Raw genomic sequence first — 25,153 nt, forward strand, 5'->3', positions numbered from 1 at the left:
GGCAGCATGGCTGGCCGTCATGACAGGGCCATGACAGTCGAGTGAAGGAATCGTGTTGATGCGATGGAACCAACCCTGCATATCAGGAAGATGACGCCGTGGCAGGCAGGGCTGCATGCACGGCAGACGGAGCCTGGCAGCAGAAAAGAGGGCGCCAGGGCAAGCACAGGGACGGGGAGAGCCTGCGGTGAGGCGGACAAAAAAAGAGCGACCATCAAGGTCGCTCTTTTGCACCGGACAAAGGGGGACGATTACTCGTCGCCCGCCTCCCCGGTATCGACGGAGCCAGCGTCCGCTGCGGTGTCGGTGCCTTCAGACACCTCCCCTTCAACAGCCAGGGCCTCGGTTTCCTCTTCGTCGCTCTCGGCAACGCGCTGCAGGCCGACCACGGTCTCGTCTTCACCGGTACGGATCAGACGCACACCGCCGGTGTTGCGGCCGATGACGCTCACCTCGGACACCCGGGTACGAACCAGGGTACCGCCGTTGGTGATCAGCATGATCTGGTCGGTATCTTCGACCTGGATCGCATCGATAACCTTGCCGTTGCGCTCATCCACCTTGATGGAGATGACGCCCTGGGTACCACGGCTCTTGGTCGGGTACTCGTCCAGCGCGGTACGCTTGCCGTAACCGTTCTCGGTGGCGGTGAGGATGGCACCATCACCACGGGGCACGATGAGGGAGACCACCTTGTCACCGGCGCCCAGCTTGATGCCGCGCACACCGGCAGCTGTACGACCCATGGGACGTACGCCCTTGAAGGTGCCTTTGCTTTCGGTGCCTTCGCCGTTGTCGCTGCCGTCATCGTCGTTGCCGGTGTCGTCATCGGTATCGACTTCGTCAGTGGCATCGGCATCGGCGCGACCGCTGCCTTCCGCGAAGCGAACCACCTTGCCCGCATCGGAGAAGAGCATGATCTCGTTGCTGCCGTCGGTGATGTCCACCCCGATCAGCTCATCACCCTCTTTGAGGTTGATGGCACGGATACCGGAGGAGAGCGGACGGCTGAAGTCGGACAGGCTGGTCTTCTTCACGGTGCCGTTGGCGGTGGCGAAGAAGACATACTTGTCGGCGTCATATTCTTTCACCGGCAGGATGGCGGTGATGCGCTCACCCTCATCCAGCGGCAGCAGGTTGATGATCGGACGACCGCGGGCGCCACGGGACGCTTCCGGCAGCTGATACACCTTGAGCCAGTAGACCTTGCCACGGGTGGAGAAGCACAGAATGGTGTCGTGGGTGTTGGCCACCAGCAGACGCTCCACAAAGTCCTCTTCCTTGATCCGAGTGGCCGACTTGCCACGACCACCGCGGCGTTGGGCCTCGTAGTCCGAGAGCGGCTGATACTTCACATAGCCCTGGTGAGACAAGGTAACGACCACGTCTTCCGGGGTGATCAGATCTTCGATGTTGATCTCGGCACTGGACATGCTGATCTCGGTGCGACGCTCGTCGCCGTACTGCTCGCGAACGGCCAGCAGCTCGTCACGGATCACTTCCATCAGGCGTTCCGGGCTTGCCAGGATGTGCAGCAGCTCGGCGATGAGATCCAGCAGAGATTGGTACTCTTCCAGGATCTTCTCGTGCTCGAGGCCGGTCAGCTTGTGCAGACGCAGGTCAAGGATGGCCTGGGCCTGGATCTCGGTCAGGAAGTACTGCCCTTCACGGATGCCGAACTCCGGCTCCAGCCACTCGGGGCGAGCCGCGTCGTCGCCCGCTTTTTCCAGCATGGCGGCCACGTTGCCGAGCTCCCAGCCCTTGGCTACCAGGGCGGCTTTCGCATCCGCCGGGGTCGCACTGTGGCGAATGAGCTCGATGATGGGGTCGATGTTGGCCAATGCCACCGCCAACCCTTCCAGGATGTGCGCCCGATCCCGCGCCTTGCGCAGCTCGAACACGGTCCGGCGGGTCACCACTTCACGGCGGTGCAGCAGGAACGCATCCAGGATCTCTTTGAGGTTCATAACCTTGGGCTGGTTGTTGTCCAGCGCCACCATGTTGATGCCGAACGTGGTCTGCATCTGGGTGTGCTTGTAGAGATTGTTCAGCACAATCTCGCCGGACTCGCCGCGCTTGATCTCGATGACGATGCGCATGCCGTCTTTGTCGGACTCATCGCGCAGGGCGCTGATGCCCTCGATTTTCTTCTCTTTGACCAGCTCGGCGATCTTCTCGATCAGGCGAGCCTTGTTCACCTGATAGGGGATCTCGTGAACGATGATGGTCTCGCGACTGGTCTTCTCGTCCACCTCCACTTCAGCCTTGGCCCGCACATAGACGGAGCCGCGACCGGTACGGTACGCCTGCACGATGCCGGAACGACCGTTGATGATGCCGCCGGTGGGGAAATCCGGGCCGGTGACATGGGTCATCAGCTCGTCAATGGTGAGGTCGCCGTTTTCGATCAGCGCCAGGCAGCCGTTGACAATCTCGGTGAGGTTGTGAGGCGGGATGTTGGTCGCCATGCCCACCGCGATACCGGAGGAGCCGTTGACCAGCAAGGTTGGGACCTTGGTGGGCATGACAGCCGGGATCATCTCGGTACCGTCGTAGTTCGGCACCCAGTCCACGGTCTCTTTGTCCAGATCGGCCAGCAGCTCGTGGGAGATGCGCGCCATCCGCACTTCGGTGTAACGCATGGCCGCGGCGTTGTCGCCGTCCACCGAACCGAAGTTGCCCTGACCGTCGACCAGCATGTAGCGCATGGAGAAATCCTGCGCCATCCGGACGATGGTGTCATACACGGCGATGTCGCCATGCGGGTGATATTTACCGATTACGTCACCGACCACACGGGCCGATTTTTTATAGGGCTTGTTCCAGTCGTTCCCCAGCTCGTTCATTGCATACAGAACGCGGCGGTGAACCGGTTTCAAGCCATCACGCACATCCGGCAGAGCTCGTCCTACGATCACGCTCATGGCGTAATCCAGATAGGAACTCTTGAGCTCTTCTTCGATGTTGACCGGCGTGATCTCTCTGGCCAGATCGCTCATAGAAAGCCTTAATCCCTAATTAGTTGTTCTTTGGCTTAAACAGCGCGACATGGTAACACACTGAGCCAAATACATTAAGCCACAAATCCGATGAGCACATCGGGCTGGTGCGACGAGGTCGGTCCGTTATAATGCCCGCCAGGACAATAGATTGCGCGCGCCCAGCCCGCTGCGCGCCTTGCCACAGGATCATCAAAACATGAATAGTGATGCCAATGTCGATCTGACAGAAATCGCCAAATTTGAAGCCATCGCCTCCCGCTGGTGGGACATGGAGGGCGAATTCAAGCCGCTGCATCAAATCAACCCGGTGCGCCTTGACTGGATCACCGACAAGAGCGGCGGCCTGTTTGGCAAGCGCGTGCTCGACATCGGCTGCGGTGGCGGCATCCTCTCCGAGAGCATGGCCCGCCGGGGGGCCAAGGTCACCGGCATCGACATGGGCAAGGAGCCCCTCGGGGTCGCCCGCCTCCATGCCCTCGAGGCGGGCGTGGAACTCGAGTACCGCCAGATCACCGCCGAAGCCCACGCCGATGAGGCGCCGGGCCAGTATGACGTGGTTACCTGCATGGAGATGCTGGAGCACGTGCCGGACCCGGCCTCGGTGCTGCGCGCCATCGCCACCCTGGTACGGCCGGGGGGCAAGGTGTTCGTCTCCACCATCAACCGCAACCCCAAAGCCTATCTGATGATGATCCTCGGGGCCGAGTACCTGTTGAAGATGGTCCCCAAGGGTACCCACGACCACAAGAAGTTCATCACCCCCGCCGAACTGTGTCGCATGGGGGAAGCGGCGGGCCTCCTGGTGCGGGACATGAGCGGCGTTCACTACGCCCCGCTCTCCAACAGCTTCAAGCTCGGCAAGAATGTCGACGTCAACTACATGGTGGCGTTCGAGCGCCCGGAGCAAGGCTGATGAGCACACCTCACCCGATGCCCCTTGGCTGCGTGCTGTTTGATCTGGACGGCACCCTGCTCGACACCGCCCCAGACCTTGGCGCCGCCGTCAATCACGTGCTGATAAGCGAAGGCTTTGCTCCGCTCTCTGACGACATCATCCGCCAGACCACCTCCCACGGGGCCCTCGGGCTGCTCAGGGCCGGTCTTGGGGACGAGCTGCTGGAGGAGCTGGGGGCCACCCGCCTTCGCACCGCCCTGCTCGACTACTACGCCGCCAACCTCTGCGTCGGCACCCGCCCCTATGAAGGCATGGTGGATCTCATCGAGTGGCTCGACGAGAAAAAGCTGCCCTGGGGCATTGTCACCAACAAGCCGGGTTTTCTCACCGAACCGCTCTTGGCAGCCCTGCCCGAACTCGCCAGTTGCGGCGTGACGGTGAGCGCCGACACCCTGCCGGTGCGCAAGCCCGACCCCGCCCCCATGTTCTTTGCCTGCGAGCGCCTCGGCATCGCGGCCAGCCAGTGTCTCTATGTGGGGGATCACGTGCGCGACATCGAGGCTGGCCGCAATGCCGGCATGCGTACCGCGGTGGCTGGCTGGGGTTATCTCAATGATGACGAGGATCCCGCCCTCTGGGGCGCCGATCTTCACTTTGATACCGTGCAGGCCCTGCACCACTGGCTGCGTTACGAGCTGAGCTGACACGTTCATTGCCCATGACCGACAAGGCATCCGGATAGAGGTGGATCTGCGGGGCAACTTTGATGTTGTCCCGATGGCCGTGTGGGCATCTGCCCCGGCGCGCAGCTCCCCCCGCAGCACACCAGAGGGATCCCGGACGATCCCTCTTTTTATGGGCTTGGCAACCCCCCGAACGGCGTAACAGGACACCTTTTGACCCTGACTGCACAAGGGATGAGCAGACCGAATTTGCTAGTAAAAACACCCTGCTTTCGCAAGCAAAAAAAGTTATTTTAATTTTCCATCTTCGATCGCCGGACTTGCATTTGACGGATCGGACGGATGAAAACCCGTTCGCTGTGAGCGTCCACTAACTCCCGTCCCGACACCCACAATTTATCCACAGCTAATGCGTTATCCACAGATTGCATTACCGCATCGACCTCACTATCTTGTAGTTCGCATTAAAAATAACACTACATCTTGTGATTCATCGCACAATCCCTGCCCAGTTTCCCTCGACAGACGGAGCCGGGTTGCGCCATTGTGCGATGGCTTTTCGGGAATCAACCGATACCGGCAGGTATCAATGAAAGGGGTCATCAGCCAATGAACTTGTTTGTGACGAAGCGTAACGGACACAAAGAACCCATCGATCTGGATAAAATTCACCGTGTGCTCGACTGGGCTGCCGAGAAGCTCGACAACGTGTCGGTCTCCCAGGTGGAGCTCAAGTCCCACATCCAGTTCTATGACGGTATCCGTACCGCCGACATCCACGAGACCATCATCAAGGCTGCTGCTGACCTCATCTCCGAGCAAAGCCCGGACTACCAGTACATGGCTGCCCGTCTGGCCATCTTCCACCTGCGCAAGAAGGCCTACGGCCAGTTCGAGCCGCCCCACCTGTATCAGCACGTCGCCAGACTGGTGGACATGGGCAAGTACGACAAGCACCTGCTGGAAGACTACACCCAGGCGGAATTTGAGGAGCTGAACGGCTACCTCGATCACTGGCGCGACATGGACTTCTCCTACGCGGCGGTCAAGCAGCTCGAAGGCAAGTACCTGGTACAGAACCGCGTCACCGGCGAGATCTACGAGAGCCCGCAGTTCCTCTACATCCTGGTAGCGGCCTGCCTCTTCTCCAAGTATCCGAAAGATACCCGTCTGGACTACATCAAGCGCTTCTATGATGCGGTCTCGACCTTCAAGATCTCCCTGCCGACCCCGATCATGAGCGGCGTGCGCACCCCGACCCGCCAGTTCAGCTCCTGCGTGCTGATCGAGTGTGACGACAGCCTGGATTCCATCAATGCCACCGCCAGCGCCATCGTGCGTTACGTTTCCCAGCGCGCCGGCATCGGCATCAACGCTGGTCGCATCCGTGGTCTGGGCAGCCCCATCCGTGGCGGCGAAGCCTTCCACACCGGCTGCATCCCCTTCTACAAATACTTCCAGACTGCGGTGAAGTGCTGCTCCCAGGGCGGCGTGCGCGGCGGTGCGGCCACCCTGTTCTACCCGCTGTGGCACACCGAGGTGGAGAGCCTGCTGGTACTGAAGAACAACCGCGGCGTGGAAGAAAACCGGGTCCGTCACATGGACTACGGCGTGCAGATCAACAAGCTGATGTACCAGCGCCTCATCAAGGGCGGTGACATCACTCTGTTCTCCCCGTCCGATGCACCCGGCCTCTATGACGCCTTCTTCGCGGACCAGGACAAGTTTGAAGCGCTCTACGTCAAGTACGAGCAGGATCCGGCCATTCGCAAGAAGACCCTGAAGGCGGTGGATCTCTTCTCCCTGATGATGCAAGAGCGCGCCGGTACCGGTCGCATCTACATCCAGAACGTGGATCACTGCAACACCCACAGCCCGTTCGACCCGAGCGTGGCACCGGTGCGCCAGTCCAACCTCTGCCTCGAGATTGCGCTGCCCACCAAGCCGCTCAACAACGTGGATGACGAGGACGGCGAGATTGCCCTGTGCACTCTCTCCGCCTTCAACCTGGGCGCCATCGAGAAGCTGGAAGATCTGGAAGAGATGGCCGAGCTGGCCGTGCGCGCTCTGGACGCCCTGCTCGACTATCAGGACTACCCGCTCAAGGCCGCCAAGAAGGGCAGCATGAACCGCCGCACCCTGGGTATCGGCGTCATCAACTACGCCTACTACCTGGCGAAAAACGGTGCCCGCTACTCCGATGGTTCCGGTCTGGCCCTGACCCACCGCACCTTCGAGGCGATCCAGTACTACCTGCTGAAGGCCTCCGTGCAACTGGCCCGCGAGTTCGGCCCCTGCCCGGCCTTCAACGAGACCACCTATGCCCAGGGTATCCTGCCCATCGATACCTATAAAAAGGATCTGGACACCCTGTGCAATGAACCCCTGCACCTGGACTGGGAAACCTTGCGCGAAGAGATCAAGACCGTGGGTCTGCGCAACTCCACCCTGACCGCCCTGATGCCGAGCGAGACCTCCAGCCAAATCTCCAACGCCACCAACGGCATCGAGCCGCCCCGCGGCCTGGTGTCGGTGAAAGCCTCCAAGGACGGCATCCTCAAGCAGGTGGTGCCGGAGTACCACCGCCTGAAGGATCAGTACGAACTGCTGTGGAAACAGCCGAGCGTCGACGGTTACCTGCAGCTGGTCGGCATCATGCAGAAGTTCGTGGATCAGGCGATCTCCGCCAACACCAACTACGACCCGGCCCGCTTCGAAGGCAACAAGGTGCCGATGAAGCAGTTGCTCAAAGACTTGCTGACCGCCTACAAATACGGTCTCAAGACCCTCTACTATCACAACACCCGTGATGGTGCCGACGACACCCAGACCGATCTGCAAGATGACGGCTGCGCTGGCGGGGCTTGCAAGATCTAACCGCGAAACGCACTGATAAACCGGGCGGGAGCATCAAGCTCCCGCCCTCCTGTTTTCCCTATTTCACGGCATTCTAACCATGGCTTACTCTACTTTTTGCCAGACCCAAAACGATCAGCTCAAGGAGCCGATGTTCTTCGGCCAGTCGGTCAACGTGGCCCGTTATGACCAGCAAAAGCACGACATCTTCGAGCGGCTGATCGAGAAGCAGCTCTCCTTCTTCTGGCGCCCGGAAGAGGTGGACGTCTCCCACGACCGCATCGACTTCCAGGCTCTGCCGCCCCACGAGCAGCACATCTTCATCTCCAACCTGAAGTACCAGACCCTGCTGGATTCCATTCAGGGCCGCAGCCCCAACGTGGCCCTGCTGCCCCTGGTCTCCATTCCGGAGCTGGAGACCTGGATCGAGACCTGGGCCTTCTCCGAGACCATCCACTCTCGCTCCTACACCCACATCATCCGCAACATCGTCAACAACCCGGGCCAGGTGTTCGACGACATCGTGACCAACGAGCAGATCTTGAAGCGCGCCGGCTCCATCAGCCACTTCTATGACGATCTCATCGAGGCCACCTCCGTCTATCACCTGCACGGTGAGGGGGCCCACCGGATCGGGGATCGCGAAGTCACCATCAGCCTGCGGGAGCTCAAGAAGAAGCTCTACCTGTGCCTGATGAGCGTCAACGCCCTCGAAGCAATCCGCTTCTACGTGAGCTTCGCCTGCTCCTTCGCCTTCGCCGAACGCGAGCTGATGGAGGGCAACGCCAAGATCATCAAGATGATCGCCCGTGACGAAGCGCTGCACCTGACCGGCACCCAGCACATGCTGAACCTGATGCGCAGCGGCAACGACGACCCCGACATGGCGGAGATCGCCGTCGAGTGCGAGCAGGCCTGCTTCGAGCTGTTCAAGGAAGCGGCCCTGCAGGAGAAGGAGTGGGCCGAGTACCTGTTCCAGGACGGCTCCATGATCGGCCTGAACAAGGATATCCTCTGCCAGTACGTGGAATACATCACCAACCTGCGCATGGCGGCCGTCGGCCTGCAACCGGCCTTTGCCGGCACCAAGCAGAACCCCATCCCCTGGATCAACACCTGGCTCTCCTCCGACAACGTGCAGGTGGCGCCCCAGGAAGTGGAAGTAAGCTCCTATCTGGTGGGTCAGATAGACAGTGAAGTGCACGCCGACGATCTGGGTGACTTCGAGCTGTGATGCAAGGCGACCTCTGCTGGCAGACCATGATGCGGGAGAGCGACGTCCGTGAGTGACGCCACCGCCACCCTGAACGCGCCCCTGCATTCCGCCACCACGGCGTCGGAGGGGCAAGCCCCCCAGGTACAGACCCTGGACGGTGTGCTGCGCCCCCATCCCGGCGAAAGCGTGCTGGAGACCCTGGAGCGCCACGGCCATCACGTGGAGTTCCAGTGCCGCAGCGGCTATTGCGGCGCCTGCCGCACCCCGCTGCTGGCGGGCAAGGTGCACTACGCCGCCGTCCCGCTCGCCTTTGTCTCCCAGGGGGAGTGCCTCCCCTGCTGCTGCCAGCCGGTGGGCGCCATCAAGCTCGATATCCGAAAGGGCTGACGGCCCTTGTCGCCAGATCTGCCCCGCAAACAAAAAGCCGCCGGATTGCTCCGGCGGCTTTTTTCATGGGAATGTCCCGTCTCTTAAATGAGGGGCCATGACCCTCTTGCGTTACAACCAGGGGGCGGCGGTCGGCCCGTGGTGCAGACCCAGCTTCCAGACCCGGCCAAAGTGCTTGTAATGACCGGCCGCGACACCGGCCTTCTCACCCATACCGTGGTAGAGATCGAGGTGGCCCTTCTTCACCGCGCCCCCCACATCCAGCGCAATCAGCAGCCGCAGCTGGTGCTTGCCGGTCCAGTTGCCCTCTTTGTCCAGCAGCGGTACTTCCGCGAGGATGGGGGTGCCCATGGGCAGCAGAGTCTTATCGGCAGCCACCGCCGCCATCGGCAACAGCGGAATGCCGGCGGCCCCCACCACGTCGTTGGTGGGACGGCGCTCGAAGAAGACATAGGAGGGGTTCTGCTCCACCAGCTCCTTCACGCTCTCTTCCGGCTGACGATTGGCCCACTCCTTGATGGCCTTCATGGACATCTGCTCCTCGGGCACTTCGCCACGGTCGATGAGCACCCGGCCAATGCTGACATAGCCGTGGCCGTTCTTGCCGCTGTAGCCGAGGTACTGCAGCCGGTCGTCATCGCCGTAGTGAACGAAGCCGGAACCCTGCACGTCCATCAGGAAGTTGTCGATGAGGGACTTGCTGTAGCCCAGCTCCAACCCCCGGTTGGCCAGCGCCCCCCGGTGGATCTCGGCCCGGCTCGGGCAGCGACCGCCGCAGTTGGGCATGGCATAGATGGGATACTTGTACTGGGCGTCCGGGCGATGGCGCACCTCCAGCACCGGCGAGTAGTAGCCGGTGAAGAGCACGTTGCCCATGCGGTCGGCACCGCCAAGCTGCGCCAGGCTGATGCCGTACTGGGTGATATGGGCGGGATTGCCCCCATTGGCGACCCAGCGTGAGAGTTGACGGTAGAGCTCCCCATAGCGGCTCGCCATGCGGCCGGAGCGTTCCATCACCATCCGGCTCTGGGGACCGAACTTGCTGTAATCGGCGCGGGCGCGGCTGTTGATCCGCTCCACCCGCACCAGATCCCCCGGCAGGGCACCATCCAGATACTGCTTGCCCAGATTCACAGGGATCTCGCAGTTCAGAAAACATCCGGATTCCGCCTTCTTCTGGGGCACCTTGACCGGTTCAGGGTTGCCCGCACAACCGGCCAGCCCCACCACGGCGGCGGCCAACCAGTACGCATGTCTATTCATATGTCCTCATATAACACCGAGTGTCTTGCACGGCGGGGAAGATGCCAAAATTGCCCGGGGAAAGCAAACGCCTTCACGCCCCTGACGACGGATTTCTCCTGCCGTGATCTTCTGGGTTATAACAAGGTGACAAGGTGTGAGAGGTCATGGATGGAACAGCTCGAAATCTTCCCGCTCCAGAGCCCCTGTGTCGGGGTCTGCGAACTGAACAACAAGGGGTATTGCAAGGGATGCCTGCGAAGCCGCGAGGAGCGTTTCAACTGGCTTGCCATGACCCCTGCCCAGCAGCAGGAGGTGATGCGCCTGTGCCGCAACCGCAAGGCCAGGGTCGAGGCCGCTCGCCGCAAGGCGCAGGCCGCAGAGGCGGCCGATCCGCCGCCCCCGCCAGGCTGGGATTTTTAAATCCCACGTTGCCCCTCCCCCCAACAAGAAAGGCGGCCCCAGGGCCGCCTTGTCATGAAGAGTGTGTCACGCCGTGACGCCCTCAGGCGGTCGCCAGCTTGGCCTGCTCCTCGCCACGCTTGAGCATGGCGTAAGCCACCCCGGTCACCAGAGAACCGGCCGCGATCGCCAGGATGTACATCATCACATGGCTGATGGCGTTCGGGATGAAGAGCACGAACAGACCACCGTGGGGTGCCACCAGCTCGCAGCCGAACAGCATGGAGAGCGCACCGGTCAGGGCACCGCCCGCCATGCAGGCCGGGATGACGCGCATGGGGTCCTTGGCGGCAAACGGGATGGCCCCCTCGGAGATGAAGCACAGACCCAGCACGAAGGAGGCCTTGCCCGCCTCCTGCTCCGCCTTGATGAACTTTCTGCTGGCCAGGAAGGTCGCGATCCCCATCCCCAGTGCAGGCACCATGCCGGCGGCCATGACCGCTGCCATGGGGGCATAGGTCTTGGAGGCGAGCAGGCCGACACCGAAGGCATAAGCCGCCTTGTTGACCGGGCCACCCATGTCGAAGCACATCATGGCGCCGATAATGACACCCAGCAGCACGGCGTTGGCAGAGCCCATGTTGTTGAGGAACTCGGTCATGGCATTCATGATGCCCGCCACCGGGCCACCTACCACGTAGATCATCACCAGACCGGTGAACAGGCTGGCAAAGAGCGGAATGATGAGGATGGGCTTGAGGGCTTCCAGGGTGACCGGCAGGCGCACCTTGTCGCTCAGGAACTTGGCGCTGTAACCGGCGAGGAAGCCGCCGACGATGCCGCCAAGGAAACCGGCGCCGAGCGAGCTTGCCAGCATACCGGCGATCATGCCGGGCGCCAGACCCGGACGGTCGGCGATGGAGTAGGCGATGTAGCCTGCCAGCACCGGGATCATCAGGGCGAAGGCGGAGCCGCCACCGATCTTCATCAGGGCCGCGGCCAGCGTCCCCTCTTCCTTGAACGCTTCAATGCCGAAGATGAAGGAGAGCGCGATGATAAGGCCCCCCGCTACCACCATGGGCAGCATGAAGGAGACACCGGTCAGCAGGTGCTTGTAGGGGCCCGCCTTTTCCTCTTTCTTGACCGCAGCCGCGCCGCTGTGGCGATAGACCTTCGCCTCGGTCCAGGCCTTGTCGAGCTCGGCCCGGGTTTTCTTCAGGGCAGCCCCCGTGCTGGTGCGATAGACCGGCTTGCCGTCAAAGCGCGCCATGTCCACCTCGATGTCAGTGGCGAGGAACACCAGATCGGCGGCGGCAATCTCGTCCGCCGTCAAGGCATTCTGGGCACCGACCGAGCCCTGGGTTTCGACGCGGATCTGGTGACCCAGCTGCTTGGCCATGGTCTCCAGGGCCTCGGCCGACATGAAGGTGTGGGCCACCCCGGTCGGGCAGGCCGTCACCGCCACGATGCGCTTGGCACCGCTGGCCGGTTTGGCAACCACAGGTGCCGCCTCATGGCGATAGACGCTGGCACCGCTTCGCGCGGCTTCCAGCAGGGCAGCGGGATCCTGGAGCGCCAGATCCATGTCGCCCCGATAGAGCGACTTGCCGTCATAGGCGGCCAGATCCACCGGTGCGCTGGCAACGACCAGCACCAGGTCGGCGGCGGCAATCTGCTCTTTCGAGGGAACCTGACGGGGCTGCACGCTGGACTCGACGTCGAGGGTGAGCTCCCAGCCAGCCAGTTTGGCCTGCTGTTCTATCCGTTTTGCAGCGAGAAAGCTGGTGGCAATGCCCGCCGGGCAAGCCGTAACCAGAATTGCTTTCATTGGGCATCTCCTGAGTTAGCCATCAAATGGGGTTGAGGTTGAGTCGGTGCCAGATCATCCAGACTCTGTACGCGCACCTGCTCGAGTAACGGTTTGAGCACATTGATATCGTTGAAGCCGACCGCGACCTGGCTCACCGCCAGTGCCGAGACGGCGGTGGCCAGACGCAGGGTCTGCTCCGGCGTCCAGTCTAGGCTCATGCCATGGACCAGGCCCGCCACCAGGGAGTCGCCGGCACCCACGGTGCTGACCACCTCCATGCGCGGCGGCATCGCCTGCCAGGTGGCATCCGGTGCAAACCAGATGAGGCCGTCGGCACCATTGGAGATCACCACGTTGGGGATCCCGCTGGCCTGCAGCGCGCGGGCGCACTCGGCCTGCTCGCTCAGGGTCTTCACGGGGCGACCGGCCCACTGGCTCAGCTCTTCCAGGTTGGGTTTGACCAGCGTCGGCGCCGCCTTGATCCCTTCGCTCAACGCCGCGCCGCTGCAATCGAAGATCACCTGCTTGCCCTTGGCTTTGAGCAGGCGAATGAGGCGCGCGCAGTAATCGGGGGCCACCCCTTTGGGCAGGCTGCCCGCCAGCACGAACCAGTCGGAGTGGGGAGCCAGTCGCTCCAGCGCCGCTTCCAGGGCGCTGACATCGCCTTCCTGCACGGCGAGTCCCGGCAGATTGAGATCGGTCACCCGGCCGGATTGTTCGGAGATCTTGACGTTGATCCGGGTGTCGCCCGCCACGCGCACGAAGTGATCGGCAAGGGCACGTTCCTCGAACAGGGAGACGAAGCTCTGCTGGTTGCCCTCACCGAGCCAGCCGGTCAGGCCTACGTCACGGCCGAGATCTTTCAAGACCATGGCAACGTTGATCCCCTTGCCCGCTGCGCGCAAGTTGGCCTCGCTCACCAGATTGACCTCGCCAGGGTGCATGGCCTCCAGACGGGTGGTGAGATCGAGCGCGGGATTGAGGGTGATGGTGACGATGTCCATCAGTGCGCCCCCTCGCCCAAGCCGGCGGCAATGGCTTCGCCAATGCCCTTGAGGGCTGCTTCGGCATCCGCTCCTTCGGCGCGAAACGCCAGACGATGACCGCACTTGACCCCAAGCCCGATCACCTTCATCAGGCTCTTGGCAGAGACGGCTTCACCGCTGCCATCGAGGTTGGCGACGCGGATGTCGGATTCATACTCCTTGGCCACCTTGACCAGCATGGCGCCCGGACGGGCGTGCAGACCGTGGGGGTTGATGATGGTGAAGGTCTCGGACAGCCCGCTCGCCGGACCCGCCTGCAACATGGCCAGACCGTCGCTGCCAGAGAGGGTGGCCAGCTGGCCGGCTGCGGCCAGCTTGGCCAGATTCTCGAGTTGCGGCAAATGGCCGCTATCTGCGGCACACAGCAGCAGCAGGGCGCTGACCGGCAATTCACCGACGTTCAGCGGGGTGCTCGGGGTGGCCAGCACCCAACCGGTCTGGGCCGCTTGCGCACGGGCCAGCCAGATGCCCTCCCCCAGGTGAACAGGCTGGCTGGCCAGGAGGGCGCTCACCATGGCGGCGTCTCCCCAGCCTGCGGATTTGGCGCGGGCCGCAGCCCCCAGCAGCAACTGGTCCTGGTCGTCGGCCGGGAAGTCCGCCAGGGTCAGGTATTGCACCTCTTTGGCGGCAGTCGCTCCAGTCAGGATATTGATGATGGTCTCTTCGTCGATCGCCCCCTTGAGCTGGGCTGCGGCCTGCTCGTCACCCAGCACGTGGGTGAGCTGGCGCAAGATCCCCAGGTGCTCGTCGGACTTGGCGGCGATGCCGATGGCGACGTAGGCAATCTGCCCCTCGTCCCACTCGATGCCGTGGGGGAACTGGGCCACCATGACGCCGGTGCTCTTCACCAGATGACGGGTGTCCGTGGTGCCGTGGGGAATGGCGATACCGCTGCCAAGATAGGTGGCGTGCTGCGCTTCCCGCGCCAGCATGCCGTCCACGTAACCTGCTTCAACCAGACCGGCGTCGGTCAGTTTGCTTGCCAGCAGGGCGATGGCGTCCGCCTTGGTCGTCACCGATTGTCCCAGCAGGATTTGCTGTCGCGCCAACTTCAACATAGAGATTCTCCATCAGGTCCGGCTTCGCCTCGCGGCGTACCGGCTCAACTCAACTCGATTTTTGGGTAACTTGCCTGCTGACAATAGACGGTGATCTCTCGCTTTGGTGAGCCGGAACCCATTTCCAAGTGCAGATAATCATCCGTTACTGACAAGCTGAATCGTTTCACTTACACTCAGACTGAATCGTTTCAGCGCATTGTTCAAGATCCCGCAGAAAGTACGTTTCAATGATATGATCCCGCGCACACTTTTCGGCGCCCCAACCAGGAACCGGCGCGGGCCTTGCAACTCAAACAGAGCCAACATGATGAAACTGGATGAAATCGCCGCGCTGGCCGGTGTCTCTCGCACCACCGCCAGCTATGTGATCAATGGCAAGGCCGATCAATACCGCATCAGCCAGGCAACCCGCGACAAGGTGATGGCCGTGGTCCATGCCCACAACTATCAGCCGGACAGCCGCGCCGCCTCCCTGCGCGGCGGCCAGACCCGCACCCTCGGCTTCATCCTGCCCGACCTCGAAAACGCCAGTTACGCCAAGCTCGCCAAGCGCCTGGAGCAAGGGGCTCGCACCCAGGGATATCAGTTGCTCATCGTCTGCTCGGAGGACGATCCGGACACCGAAAAGGAGCTGGCCCGGATGCTGGTGAGCCGCCATGTGGACGCGCTCCTGGTGGCAAGCTGCCTCCCCCCGGCGGATCCCTTCTACCTGGAGCAGCAGTCCCGGGGCGTGCAGATCCTCGCCATCGACCGTGCCATGGCCACCGAGCACTTCGTCACCGTCGCGAGTGAAAACCAGAAGGCGAGCCTGGACCTCACCGCCTCCCTGCTCACCCCGGCCATCGGTCATATCGCCTTGATCACTGCACTACCGGAATTGACGATCAGCCAGGAGCGAAAAGCGGGCTTCGAGCAGGCCATTGCCAGCCACAGTGCGACCCGCCACCTGTGTGAAGGGGCCCACTTCTCGCGCACCGAAGGGTATCGCCTGATCAAGACGCTCCATCAGCAGCTCGGCCAACTGCCCGAGGCGCTGATCACCACCTCCTACATCCTGATGGAGGGGGTGCTCGACTACCTGCTGGAGCAGGAGGCCGACATGAGCCAGCTCGCCATGGCTACCTTCGGGGATGACCGCCTGCTCGATTTCCTTCCCTTTGGCATCAACTCCCTGCCCCAGCAGCACGACGCCCTGGCAAGCCAGGCCCTGACGCTGGCCCTCAAGGCGGTCAATGGCGACTACCAGAGCGGCCTGCACTATGTGAGCCGTACCCTCAAACGCCGCCGCTGACCCGGCAACGACGCACCACCCCGGGGCGGCCCGCAGTGCCAGCCCCTGAGCCTCCTCCCCCACACCTGCTTGTGTTCTCCTCTGTTGTCTCAGCTTTTGCCCTTCGCCTTCTGGCTTTGAGGTGATCTGCCGGGCGGCAACCCCGCGCCAGGGCACGTTTATCGGCGCCTCGGCTCGCTATAAGTGAAAATGATGGCTTTTGGGAGTATGACCCGATGTTTGCTTATATCGGGCCAGTCGCACCACCAGGGCCCCGTGTTACCCTCTGCAAGCCCTGTTGCCGCCAACGCGGGCGCTCTCGATGTCGACCCGCAACGCAGCCTGACGGGCAGCCTCCCCCTGAGGGGCGCGTTTTTTCGGCGCATGGCGCAATGTGTCACTTTTTATTGCCACCCTTCGGCTTGCTACAGCACAAAATCCGCTTTCAAGGGGTTGTTTCCGCCATTTCAATCCGCTAACTTGGCAACCAATTTTTACAACTGACAGGTTTCAGGTACAGATGTATCCACACCGATATTGCTAGCCTCCGGCTTTTCCCCGGAGGCGTCTCCCGACACAGCCAACTGGCTCTCTCTTGTTTGCAACAGCGCCCCTCACTTTCGGATGGATGACATGAATACCAAGACCCTGGGTTGTACCCTGTTGATTGCCGGCACCACCATAGGCGCCGGCATGCTGGCCCTGCCGCTGGCCTCCTCGTCCCTGGGCGGCCCCGCCACCCTGATGCTGATGATCGGCCTCTGGGCCCTGATGGCCTTCACCGCCATGCTGCAGGTGGAAGCCAGCCTCAGCACCGGCAAGTGGTACCTGCACCAGCTGGCGGATCACCTGCTCGGCCCCTGGGGCAAGGGCATCGCCTCCTTCTGCATCCTGATGCTGTTCTACGCCCTGGCCTCCGCCTACATCAGCGGCGGCAGCAGCCTGCTGGCCCAGGCACTGGCCGATGCCGGCCTGCCCCTCGGCCAGGAGCAGGCGGCCTGGGTCTTTACCCTGCTGTTTGGCGGCATGGTGTGCGTCGGCACCAGGCAGGTGGATTACCTCAACCGCCTGATGTTCACCGTGAAGCTTGTGATCATGGTGGCGGTGCTGGCGCTGCTGCTGCCCCGCGCCCAGGGGCAGCACCTGCTCTCCATGCCCCTCGGGGAAGGCTTGCTGCTGGCGGGCCTGCCGGTCATCTTCACCTCCTTCGGCTTTCACGGCTCCATCCCGAGTGTCATGCTCTACCTCGGGGACAACCCCAGGCAGTTGCGCCGGGTCTTCGTGTGGGGCTCCGCCTTGCCGCTCGTGCTCTACGTACTGTGGCAGGTCGCCATACTGGGGCTGCTGGGCCAGCAATCCCTGATCCAGACCGGCGGCGCCCTGGATAGCCTGCTGGCCAACGTCGGCGGCCTGGTGAGCTGGCCCGCCTTCAACCAGGCGATGCATCTGTTCGCCGATCTCGCGCTCGCCACCTCCTTCCTCGGGGTGACCCTGGGACTGTTCGACTTCATGGCCAAGGTGACCCGTCGCAAGGACAACTGGCAGGGCCGCACCCAGACCGGCCTCATCACCTTCGTGCCGCCCCTGCTGTTCGCCCTCTACTTCCCGCAAGGCTTCATCATGGCGCTGGGTTACGCCGCCATTGCGCTGGCGGTGCTGGCGGTGCTGCTGCCGGTGGCCCTGGTGTGGCAGAGCCGAAAGCAGGCCGAGGCAGACCACTACCGCGTCCCGGGTGGCGTGCTGGCCCTGGGTCTGGCCGGTGCCATGGGGGTACTCATCGTCGGGGTACAGGTCAGCGTCAGCATGGGGCTGCTGCCCGCCCTCTGATCTCCCCGACCCGACAAGCAGAAACGCCGCAAAGAGACACGCCCCGCCAACCCAGTTGGCGGGGCGTGTCATTGGCACGGGCTCACTTGGCCGACCCGCGCCCCTCCTCGCGAAGCCCATCCAATAATGAACATTTGAGTGCAACCATGTATAGATATGTACATGACTGCGCCCCTGCCCTACACTGCTTAGCAGACAACCCATGATCCCGTGCCCGTCTGGCACGCCAACCCGGGAGGCAACATGGCCGCCACCGCATCTCTCCCCCGGCAACAGCCCGCCGTCGATCCCAGCAAGGCCCTGCCCGTGGTGTTTCGCATCCTGGACAAATGGCAGTGCAGCACGGATGAACAGCTCAGGCTGCTTGGCATTACCTCCCGCTCCACCCTGAACAAGTACAAGGAGGCCAGCGGCGGCATTCGGCTCAGCGCCGATCTCCAGGAGCGGATGAGCTATCTACTCAACATCCACAAGAGCCTGCGGCTGCTGTTCAGCCTGGATGAGAGCATCTATGGCTGGGTGCGCAAACCCAACAGCCACCCCTTCTTCGCCGGGCGCAGCGCCATGGAGGTCATGCAGGGTGGGCGGGTGGCCGATCTCTACGAAGTGGCCACCCGGCTGCACGCCTGGCGCGGGGAGATGGCCTGATGTCCTCCCCGCCCTTGCGCACCTTCCACAATGCCTGCGCCTATCGCATCATTCCGAGCCGCTTTCCCCCCATCTGCCTCTATGAAGACGTCGCTACCGCCGACGAGCTTGAGGCGGTCTGGGCCGTCGAGGCGCTGACCAACGACAGGCTGAGGGAAGAGGCGGGCGAGCTGATGCGGGTGCCCAGGGAAGACTGGCTGGTGGGGCTGCCCGGCGGCAGCTATGTGATGGCCGCCTTCACCCACCTCAATCCCGAGGGTGCCCGTTTCACCACGGGGGACTTTGGCGGCTACTATTGTGCCCCCTCCCTCGACACCGGCATCAAGGAGACGGTCTACCACAGGGAGCGGATCTTCGGGTACACCCGGGAGCCGGCCCAGAAGGTGCAGATGCGGGTGATCCAGGCGCAGTTCAGGGCCAGCCTCATCGACATCACGGGCCCGGCGTTTCTGCCAGGCCCCCTCTATCACGCCACCGATTACGGCCCCGCCCAGGCCTTCGCCCGGGAGCAGAAGGTCGCCGGGGCGGACGGCATCCACTACCGCTCGGTGCGCCACCCCGGTCACGACTGTCACGTGCTCTATCGCCCCCGTCTGGTCAGCCGGGTGGACCACGCCCGTCATCTGGAGTACCACTGGAGCGGCGAGGCCATCACTCATGTGCTGGAGATCCGCCTCTACGGTGAATAGCGTCTACTAGGACAAAAAAAGCCCCGCCAGATTGGCGGGGCTTTTTGTATCAACCGAACAGTGGGGGAGCCTGGCTCCCTGGCCGCTTACTGGTTGTGGCTGGCGCGACGGGGACGACGGGCCTGGGCCGGCTTCGCGGCGCCATCAGCCGGACGCTGACCACCCTGGGGCTTGGGCTTGCCACCGTTGCCAGTGCGATTGCCACCGCCGTTACCACCGGCGCCATTGCCGGAGCGACCGGCACCCTGCCGCTGGCCTTGACCTTGCGGACGCGGCGCACGGCGCTGCTCGCTCGGATCCCGCGGCTCTTTGCGAAGCGGCGCACCGATTCCACGGGCGATGTTGTCGAGGGTCTCGCGGGAGGCTTCAAAACCGGCCACCTGCTCGCAGGGGATGCTCTGCTTGGTCAGCCGCTCGATGGCCTTGATGAGCTTGCCCTCATCGGCGGCCACCAGGGAGATGGCGTGACCAGCAGCGCCGGCACGGCCGGTACGGCCGATACGGTGCACATAATCTTCCGCCACGTTCGGCAGCTCGAAGTTGACCACCTGCGGCAGTTTGTCGATGTCCAGACCACGGGCGGCGATGTCGGTCGCCACCAGCACCTTGACGCTGCCATCCTTGAAACCGGCCAGGGCACGGGTACGGGCACCCTGGCTCTTGTTGCCGTGGATGGCGGCAGCGCTGACGCCGTTCTTGTCGAGGGTCTCGGCAACGCGGTTGGCCATGTGCTTGGTACGGGTGAACACCAGCACCTGCTGCCAGTCGTTGCTGGTGACCAGATGGCTCAGCAGGGCAATCTTGTTGGCCTTGTCGCAGGGGTGCACCAGCTGCTCGATGCGCTCGGCGGTGCTGTTGCGCGGGGTCACTTCGATCACCGCCGGGTTGTCCAGGAGGCCAGTGGCCAGCTCGCGAATTTCGTCGGCGAAGGTGGCGGAGAAGAGCAGGTTCTGGCGCTTCTTCGGCAGCAGGGCCAGGATGCGGCGGATGTCGCGGATAAAGCCCATGTCGAGCATGCGATCCGCTTCGTCCAGTACCAGGATCTCCACTTCATCGAACTTGACGGCGTTCTGGTTGTAGAGATCCATCAGGCGGCCCGGGCAGGCCACCAGCACGTCCAGACCACGGCGGGTCGCCATCATCTGCGGGTTGATGCTCACGCCGCCAAACACCACGTGGCTGCGGATCGGCAGGTGTTTGCCGTAGTTGCGCACGCTCTCGCCCACCTGGGCGGCCAGCTCGCGGGTCGGGGTCAGCACCAGGGCGCGGATGCGGTTCGGGGAGACCTTGCGCTTGCTTTCAGTCAGACGCTGCAGCATCGGCAGGGTAAAACCTGCGGTCTTGCCGGTCCCGGTCTGGGCGGCGGCCATCAGATCACGGCCAGCCAGTACCGCCGGGATCGCTTGTTGCTGGATGGGAGACGGGGTGTCGTAGCCTTGCTCGGCAACGGCACGCAACAAGGGTTCGGCCAGACCGAGGGAAGTAAAACTCATAGTTACCTGCTAGGGATAGGGGCGCCAAAGATCGTGGTGGGGCTCCTCTGCTGAGCCGATGCCATCTCACAGGATCCGGGCCTATAGAGAAAACAACGATTTCCCCGGGGAGCAGAGCAAAGGGGAAAGAATAGAGGCGCAGTCTAACGGAGTTGGCGCACTTAGACGAGGAAAATGTGATGCACCTCCCAGCGCGGCTGGAAATAGCGACAAAGGCAGGACAAAATGGCCCGAATCGCCGTATGTATCAAAGCCCCTGCACAGCCTGCCGGGGACGGCGCGATACACGGAACAGGAGGTTTTGATTGAAACGGAAGTTCACCCCCACCGCCCGGCGCATGCTGGGCCTCGTCTTGCCCCTGCTCTTCGCCCCGCCCCTCGTCGCCAGGGAGACCCTGTCGGTGGCCTGGAGCCACTGGCCCCCCTTCAGCCAGATCGCTGCCGACGGCACCCTCGGCGGACTGGACGTGACCCTGACCCGCCAGATCCTGGACAAGGCAGGCGTTGAGCCCGCCTTTCGCAACCTCCCCTGGGCTCGGGCTCTCTACCTCATGGAGCGCCAGCAGCTGGACGTGGCCATGGGCGCCCTGAAAACCCCTGAACGGGAGCGGTTCGCCCGCTTCTCCGCCCCCTATCGGCGCGCCAGCTTCGTGCTGCTGAGCCAGCGCCCGCAGGCCGGAGAGCCCGACAGCTGGCAAGGGTTCACCGAGCTGGCAACCCTCTGCCAGGCCAAGGGGCTTCGACTTGGCAAGCTGCGGGGTACCCGCCCCCTGCCGATGAACGAGGAGTGCCCTGCCCTCGGGCAGGCGAGTGAATACAACAGCGATGACAGGCTGCTCACCCTCTTGCTGGCGCGCCGCCTCGACGGCGTCATCATGGAGTGGCAATACGCCCGCTACCGGCTCGGCCAGCTCGGGGCGAGCGACGCCATCCAGTGTCAGGTGCTCTTGCACCAGCAGCCGGTGCGCCTGATGTTTGCCAAAGAGGCCGTGAACCATGAGGCGCTCGCCCGCATCGATGCCGCCATCGCCACCCTGCCCTCACCGGACCCCGCCTTTACGCCGCCCCGCTGCCGCCTGGACGCAACCCGGCACCCATCGCTCTCGACGCCATCGGCCCCCTGACGCCGACGCCGGCAAAAAACCACGAAAAAGGCGACCCTGGGGTCGCCTTGTCGTTCCTGGTGATCACTCACCCTGCCCGCAGCATGATCAGCGCAGCTGCGGGGTCTGGGTGTGCACGCCCTGGTTCTGGGCGCGGTGGCGCAGCAGGTGATCCATCAGCACCAGGGCCAGCATGGCCTCGGCGATGGGCACGGCACGGATGCCGACGCAGGGGTCGTGACGTCCCTTGGTGATCATCTCGGTGGCCTCACCGCTGGTGGTGATGGTCTTGCCCGGCACCGTGATGCTGGAGGTGGGCTTGAGGGCCATGCTCACCACGATCTCCTGACCCGACGAAATGCCCCCCAGGATGCCCCCCGCATGATTGCTGGCAAAGCCGGTCGGAGTCATCTCGTCCCGATGCTCGGAGCCTTTTTGCTCCACCACCGCGAAGCCGTCACCGATCTCCACCCCTTTCACCGCGTTGATGCCCATCATGGCGTGGGCGATGTCGGCGTCGAGGCGGTCGAACACCGGCTCCCCAAGGCCCACCGGCACGTTGCGCGCCACGACACACACCTTGGCCCCCACGCTGTTGCCCTCTTTCTTGAGGGCACGCATGTATTCATCGAGCGCCTCCAGCTTGCCCGCATCGGGGAAGAAGAAGGGGTTCTGCTCGATCTGGCTCTCGTCGAACCCTTCCGCCTTGATGGGGCCGAGCTGGGAGAGAAAACCCACGATCTCGATGCCGTGCACCTGTTTCAGGTACTTCTTGGCGATGGCCCCCGCCGCGACCCGCATGGCGGTCTCGCGGGCCGAGGAGCGGCCGCCGCCACGGTAGTCACGCTGGCCGTACTTCTGGTGATAGGTGTAGTCGGCGTGGCCGGGTCGGAACAGATCCTTGATCTCGGAGTAGTCCTTGGAGCGCTGATCGGTGTTCTCGATGAGCAGCCCGATGGAGGTGCCCGTGGTCTTGCCCTCGAACACCCCGGAGAGGATCTTCACCTCGTCCGCCTCGCGGCGCTGGGTGGTGTAGCGGGACGTACCGGGCTTGCGCCTGTCCAGATCCCCCTGCAAATCGTCTTCGCTTATCTCCAGCCCTGGCGGGCAGCCGTCGACCACGGCGCCCAGCGCCAGACCGTGGCTCTCGCCGAAGGTGGTGACCCGAAAGAGTTGGCCGAAACTGTTCCCTGCCATGAATGCTCCTTGCTGCTTAGTTCTTGTAAATGGCGAAATGGGCCTGGTACTGCTCGAGCTCTGCGCGGGTCATCACAAAGACGCCGTGGCCGCCGTTTTCGAACTCGACCCAGGTGAAGGGCACCTCGGGGAACTGGGCTTCCAGGTGGATCATGCTGTTGCCCACCTCGACCACCAGCACGCCATCCTCTTTCAGGAAGTCGGCGGCATTGGCCAGCAGACGCTTGGTGAGCTTGAGGCCGTCGGAGCCAGACGCCAGGGCCAGCTCCGGCTCGTGGCGAAACTCCTCCGGCAGATCCGACATGTCCTCGGAGTCCACATAGGGCGGGTTGGAGACGATGAGATCGTACTTGTCACCGGCCGGCAGATCCCGGAACAGATCGGAGCGAATGGGGATGACCTGCTGCTCGAGGCCGTGATCGTTGATGTTGCGCTCGGCCACGTTGAGGGCATCGACGCTGATGTCGATGGCATCCACTTCCGCATGGGGGAACTCGTGGGCCATGATGATGGCGATGCAGCCGGAGCCGGTGCACAAGTCCATGATCCGGGTCGGTTCGTCTTTCAGGAAGGGGGCGAAGCGGTTGGCCACCATCTCGGCGATGGGGGAGCGCGGGATGAGCACCCGCTCGTCCACATAGAACTCCCAGCCCGCATACCAGGCCTTGTTGGTCAGGTAAGGCGCCGGAATGCGCTCCTGCACGCGGCGGATGATGAGCTCGGCGATGCGGTGGCGCTCGCTGGTGGTCAGGCGGGAGTGGCGCATGGCGGGATCCACGTCCGGCGGCAGATGTAACGCGGGCAGCACCAGTTGCACGGCCTCATCCCAGGCGTTGTCGGTACCATGTCCGTAGAAGATCCCGGCGTCGTTGAAACGACTCATGGCCCAGCGCAACATGTCCTGGATGGTGTGCATTTCGGCAACCACCTCATCGATAAATATCTTGTCCAAATCCACCTCCAAGTCGAGTAATATCCGGCCCGAGAATTTTATACAGCGAGCAAGACGAGTACCTGATGAAAAAAACGCCCTCACTCACAGACGAGGAAAGCCTGCTGTTTCGTGATGCTGTCAAAGGTACCCGGAAAATTAAGCAAGATACCATAAGGGCCTCCTCAAGCCCGGTCAAGCAGAAACGCGAAGTGCGCGAGAGCCGCGAAAAGCTTGGGGTTGACCACTTTTTCAGCGACGAGTACCAGCCCCATCTCGAGGCGGACGGGCCGACCCGTTACGTGCGCGACGACGTGTCAAAATTCGAGCTGAAAAAGCTCAAGCGCGGCAGCTACCCGCCGGAGATTTATCTGGATCTGCACGGCATGAACCAGCACCAGGCCAAGCAGGAGCTGGCGGCCCTGCTCACCCTGTGCCGAAAAGAGAACATCCACGTCGCCTCGGTGATGCACGGCATCGGCAAGCACATCCTCAAGCAGCGCATCCCGAGCTGGCTGGCCCAGCACCCCGCTGTGCGCGCCTTTCACCAGGCGCCGCGGGAGTGGGGTGGCGAGAGCGCCATCCTGGTGCTGCTGGACATCGAGGAGTGACCCCCTTCCCCGCCCCACCTTGCCCCGGGCGAACGCCATAAAAAAACCACCGCCAGCTTGCGGTGGTTTTTTCTTGGCGCCCCACAGGGGTCAGCCGACGACTTCCATATGGCGCTTGAAGTTATCCAGGATGCTCTGCCACCCCGCCCGCTGCTGTTCGCCGCTGTGCAGGGACTCGGCATCGAACCGCTCCTCCACCCGGGTGCCCCCCTGCTCTGCCACGAACCGCACGCTCACCTCGCGGCCATCGTCCATGACGTAGCCGAGCCCCGTCGGCGCGGTGACCTCGGTGAAGGTCCCCTCGAAATCAAACCCCGTGCTGCCATCCCGCGCCGCCATGTGGCGGCAAAAACGCCCACCCACCCGCAGCTCCACCCGACTTTGGGGGCAGTGCCACTGCGGGGAGGCGGCATTCCACGCCATGATGCTGGCGGGGGTGTTCCAGCCCTGCCACACATCGGCAATCGGCCTGGCAACCCAGACGCTGACGCTTATCTTCATCTCTCTGCTCCTCTGGCTTTCCTGCACGTTTTGCACTGTGGCACTGTCATGCCACGCCGGGCGCATCGGGCTGCGCCAAAAAGTGGGCCACCAGGGCATTGGCATGGCCGTGGCCCATGGCGTGTTCGTCCTTGAGCCAGGCCACCAGGGCCACGTGTTTGCGCTCCTCTCGCCCCGCCAGCAGGGTCAGCCAGTGGGCGATGGGCCGGCCGTATTTCTGCTCGATGGCGGGAAAATAGAAGGCAGGCCCCTTCACCTTCGGTTGTTCATCCATGATGGCTTC

Annotated in this window: 22 protein-coding genes; 12 read left to right on the forward strand and 10 right to left on the reverse strand. The window is 63.0% G+C overall.

The annotated features are described in order from the left end of the window. Positions 1-251: 251 nt before the first annotated feature. On the reverse strand, positions 252-2,999 hold the full coding sequence (gyrA, locus tag PG887_RS04365) for a DNA topoisomerase (ATP-hydrolyzing) subunit A (RefSeq protein WP_270821233.1): 2,748 nt from the start codon (positions 2,997-2,999) through the stop codon (positions 252-254). A gap of 199 nt (positions 3,000-3,198) precedes the next feature. On the opposite strand from gyrA, the gene ubiG reads away from it, so the two are divergent. The 5 genes from ubiG (at position 3,199) to yfaE (ending at position 9,039) form a co-directional block, all read left to right on the forward strand. Continuing rightward, a complete protein-coding gene (gene ubiG, locus PG887_RS04370) occupies positions 3,199-3,915 on the forward strand; it encodes a bifunctional 2-polyprenyl-6-hydroxyphenol methylase/3-demethylubiquinol 3-O-methyltransferase UbiG (protein ID WP_270821234.1) in 717 nt (238 codons plus the stop codon). Continuing rightward, positions 3,915-4,601 carry an HAD family hydrolase gene (locus PG887_RS04375; protein ID WP_029314563.1) on the forward strand — a complete coding sequence of 229 codons (687 nt, stop codon included), beginning with the start codon at positions 3,915-3,917 and terminating at the stop codon, positions 4,599-4,601. The genes ubiG and PG887_RS04375 overlap by 1 nt, the downstream gene beginning before the upstream one ends. A gap of 588 nt (positions 4,602-5,189) precedes the next feature. Beyond that, positions 5,190-7,457, forward strand: coding sequence for a class 1a ribonucleoside-diphosphate reductase subunit alpha (nrdA, locus tag PG887_RS04380; RefSeq protein ID WP_010674815.1), 2,268 nt, complete (start codon positions 5,190-5,192; stop codon positions 7,455-7,457). 79 nt (positions 7,458-7,536) lie between these two features. After that, the gene (gene nrdB / locus PG887_RS04385; RefSeq protein ID WP_104454217.1) at positions 7,537-8,670 is read left to right on the forward strand and encodes a class Ia ribonucleoside-diphosphate reductase subunit beta; all 1,134 of its coding nucleotides are present in this window, start codon (positions 7,537-7,539) and stop codon (positions 8,668-8,670) included. Positions 8,671-8,718: 48 nt separating this feature from the next. Continuing rightward, positions 8,719-9,039, forward strand: a complete 321-nt coding sequence (gene yfaE, locus PG887_RS04390) for a class I ribonucleotide reductase maintenance protein YfaE (RefSeq protein WP_406568611.1) — start codon at positions 8,719-8,721, stop codon at positions 9,037-9,039. Between the two features lie 111 nt (positions 9,040-9,150). Here the strand turns inward: yfaE and mltA are convergent, their stop codons facing one another. Further along, on the reverse strand, positions 9,151-10,302 hold the full coding sequence (mltA, locus tag PG887_RS04395) for a murein transglycosylase A (protein WP_270821235.1): 1,152 nt from the start codon (positions 10,300-10,302) through the stop codon (positions 9,151-9,153). Positions 10,303-10,452: 150 nt separating this feature from the next. Here mltA and PG887_RS04400 point away from each other — a divergent pair, with 150 nt between their 5' ends. Then, positions 10,453-10,704, forward strand: a complete 252-nt coding sequence (locus PG887_RS04400; protein WP_104454219.1) for a DUF1289 domain-containing protein — start codon at positions 10,453-10,455, stop codon at positions 10,702-10,704. Between the two features lie 82 nt (positions 10,705-10,786). On the opposite strand, the gene fruA is transcribed toward PG887_RS04400, so the two are convergent. The 3 genes from fruA to fruB are packed head-to-tail and all read right to left on the reverse strand — an operon-like array spanning position 10,787 to position 14,597. Next, entirely contained in the window at positions 10,787-12,511 is a 1,725-nt protein-coding gene (fruA, locus tag PG887_RS04405; protein WP_103243090.1) for a PTS fructose transporter subunit IIBC, read from the reverse strand. Then, the gene (pfkB, locus tag PG887_RS04410) at positions 12,508-13,497 is read right to left on the reverse strand and encodes a 1-phosphofructokinase (RefSeq protein WP_270821236.1); all 990 of its coding nucleotides are present in this window, start codon (positions 13,495-13,497) and stop codon (positions 12,508-12,510) included. Before pfkB ends, fruA begins: the two co-directional genes overlap by 4 nt. Next, complete coding sequence (fruB, locus tag PG887_RS04415; RefSeq protein ID WP_151027431.1) at positions 13,497-14,597, reverse strand: fused PTS fructose transporter subunit IIA/HPr protein; 1,101 nt, start codon at positions 14,595-14,597, stop codon at positions 13,497-13,499. Before fruB ends, pfkB begins: the two co-directional genes overlap by 1 nt. 307 nt (positions 14,598-14,904) lie before the next feature. Between fruB and cra the strand changes: the two genes are divergently transcribed. The 4 genes from cra to PG887_RS04435 all read left to right on the forward strand — a co-directional run bounded on the left by cra (position 14,905) and on the right by PG887_RS04435 (position 19,034). Continuing rightward, positions 14,905-15,891 carry a catabolite repressor/activator gene (gene cra, locus PG887_RS04420; protein WP_010674823.1) on the forward strand — a complete coding sequence of 329 codons (987 nt, stop codon included), beginning with the start codon at positions 14,905-14,907 and terminating at the stop codon, positions 15,889-15,891. Between the two features lie 612 nt (positions 15,892-16,503). Next, positions 16,504-17,697, forward strand: coding sequence for an aromatic amino acid transport family protein (locus PG887_RS04425; protein ID WP_041211460.1), 1,194 nt, complete (start codon positions 16,504-16,506; stop codon positions 17,695-17,697). Between the two features lie 243 nt (positions 17,698-17,940). Beyond that, positions 17,941-18,345, forward strand: coding sequence for an antitoxin Xre-like helix-turn-helix domain-containing protein (locus PG887_RS04430; protein ID WP_039040750.1), 405 nt, complete (start codon positions 17,941-17,943; stop codon positions 18,343-18,345). After that, complete coding sequence (locus PG887_RS04435; protein WP_270821237.1) at positions 18,345-19,034, forward strand: RES family NAD+ phosphorylase; 690 nt, start codon at positions 18,345-18,347, stop codon at positions 19,032-19,034. The genes PG887_RS04430 and PG887_RS04435 overlap by 1 nt, the downstream gene beginning before the upstream one ends. Positions 19,035-19,120: 86 nt before the next feature. Here PG887_RS04435 and PG887_RS04440 read toward each other — a convergent pair whose 3' ends face one another. Continuing rightward, the gene (locus tag PG887_RS04440) at positions 19,121-20,527 is read right to left on the reverse strand and encodes a DEAD/DEAH box helicase (protein ID WP_201893893.1); all 1,407 of its coding nucleotides are present in this window, start codon (positions 20,525-20,527) and stop codon (positions 19,121-19,123) included. 305 nt (positions 20,528-20,832) lie between these two features. Between PG887_RS04440 and PG887_RS04445 the strand changes: the two genes are divergently transcribed. Next, entirely contained in the window at positions 20,833-21,651 is an 819-nt protein-coding gene (locus PG887_RS04445) for a substrate-binding periplasmic protein (RefSeq protein ID WP_442866331.1), read from the forward strand. An 87-nt stretch (positions 21,652-21,738) separates the two neighbouring features. Here the strand turns inward: PG887_RS04445 and aroC are convergent, their stop codons facing one another. Both aroC and prmB read right to left on the reverse strand, forming a co-directional pair. Beyond that, positions 21,739-22,827, reverse strand: coding sequence for a chorismate synthase (aroC, locus tag PG887_RS04450; RefSeq protein WP_042017130.1), 1,089 nt, complete (start codon positions 22,825-22,827; stop codon positions 21,739-21,741). A gap of 16 nt (positions 22,828-22,843) precedes the next feature. Then, positions 22,844-23,779: a 50S ribosomal protein L3 N(5)-glutamine methyltransferase gene (gene prmB / locus PG887_RS04455; RefSeq protein WP_039040745.1), complete on the reverse strand. Its 936-nt coding sequence runs from the start codon at positions 23,777-23,779 to the stop codon at positions 22,844-22,846. Between the two features lie 65 nt (positions 23,780-23,844). Here prmB and smrB point away from each other — a divergent pair, with 65 nt between their 5' ends. After that, positions 23,845-24,369 (forward strand): endonuclease SmrB, encoded by a 525-nt coding sequence (smrB, locus tag PG887_RS04460; protein WP_041211465.1) that lies wholly within the window; start codon positions 23,845-23,847, stop codon positions 24,367-24,369. Positions 24,370-24,459: 90 nt separating this feature from the next. On the opposite strand, the gene PG887_RS04465 is transcribed toward smrB, so the two are convergent. Further along, entirely contained in the window at positions 24,460-24,870 is a 411-nt protein-coding gene (locus PG887_RS04465) for an SRPBCC domain-containing protein (protein WP_270821238.1), read from the reverse strand. Between the two features lie 46 nt (positions 24,871-24,916). Further along, complete coding sequence (locus tag PG887_RS04470) at positions 24,917-25,144, reverse strand: DUF4287 domain-containing protein (RefSeq protein WP_270821239.1); 228 nt, start codon at positions 25,142-25,144, stop codon at positions 24,917-24,919. Positions 25,145-25,153: the final 9 nt, after the last annotated feature.

This window comes from Aeromonas sp. QDB14, from assembly GCF_027707845.1.
Lineage (GTDB): Bacteria > Pseudomonadota > Gammaproteobacteria > Enterobacterales > Aeromonadaceae > Aeromonas > Aeromonas caviae.

Bases quoted from the DNA above. Each gene is read 5' to 3' on its own strand.
- nrdA (WP_010674815.1), top strand. From the start codon at position 5,190: ATGAACTTGTTTGTGACGAAGCGTAACGGACACAAAGAACCCATCGAT.
- PG887_RS04435 (WP_270821237.1), top strand. From the start codon at position 18,345: ATGTCCTCCCCGCCCTTGCGCACCTTCCACAATGCCTGCGCCTATCGC.
- PG887_RS04375 (WP_029314563.1), top strand. From the start codon at position 3,915: ATGAGCACACCTCACCCGATGCCCCTTGGCTGCGTGCTGTTTGATCTG.
- cra (WP_010674823.1), top strand. From the start codon at position 14,905: ATGATGAAACTGGATGAAATCGCCGCGCTGGCCGGTGTCTCTCGCACC.
- fruA (WP_103243090.1), bottom strand. From the start codon at position 12,511: ATGAAAGCAATTCTGGTTACGGCTTGCCCGGCGGGCATTGCCACCAGC.
- ubiG (WP_270821234.1), top strand. From the start codon at position 3,199: ATGAATAGTGATGCCAATGTCGATCTGACAGAAATCGCCAAATTTGAA.
- PG887_RS04400 (WP_104454219.1), top strand. From the start codon at position 10,453: ATGGAACAGCTCGAAATCTTCCCGCTCCAGAGCCCCTGTGTCGGGGTC.
- fruB (WP_151027431.1), bottom strand. From the start codon at position 14,597: ATGTTGAAGTTGGCGCGACAGCAAATCCTGCTGGGACAATCGGTGACG.
- mltA (WP_270821235.1), bottom strand. From the start codon at position 10,302: ATGAATAGACATGCGTACTGGTTGGCCGCCGCCGTGGTGGGGCTGGCC.
- pfkB (WP_270821236.1), bottom strand. From the start codon at position 13,497: ATGGACATCGTCACCATCACCCTCAATCCCGCGCTCGATCTCACCACC.
- nrdB (WP_104454217.1), top strand. From the start codon at position 7,537: ATGGCTTACTCTACTTTTTGCCAGACCCAAAACGATCAGCTCAAGGAG.
- aroC (WP_042017130.1), bottom strand. From the start codon at position 22,827: ATGGCAGGGAACAGTTTCGGCCAACTCTTTCGGGTCACCACCTTCGGC.
- PG887_RS04470 (WP_270821239.1), bottom strand. From the start codon at position 25,144: ATGGATGAACAACCGAAGGTGAAGGGGCCTGCCTTCTATTTTCCCGCC.
- smrB (WP_041211465.1), top strand. From the start codon at position 23,845: ATGAAAAAAACGCCCTCACTCACAGACGAGGAAAGCCTGCTGTTTCGT.
- PG887_RS04425 (WP_041211460.1), top strand. From the start codon at position 16,504: ATGAATACCAAGACCCTGGGTTGTACCCTGTTGATTGCCGGCACCACC.
- PG887_RS04430 (WP_039040750.1), top strand. From the start codon at position 17,941: ATGGCCGCCACCGCATCTCTCCCCCGGCAACAGCCCGCCGTCGATCCC.
- PG887_RS04465 (WP_270821238.1), bottom strand. From the start codon at position 24,870: ATGAAGATAAGCGTCAGCGTCTGGGTTGCCAGGCCGATTGCCGATGTG.
- gyrA (WP_270821233.1), bottom strand. From the start codon at position 2,999: ATGAGCGATCTGGCCAGAGAGATCACGCCGGTCAACATCGAAGAAGAG.
- PG887_RS04440 (WP_201893893.1), bottom strand. From the start codon at position 20,527: ATGAGTTTTACTTCCCTCGGTCTGGCCGAACCCTTGTTGCGTGCCGTT.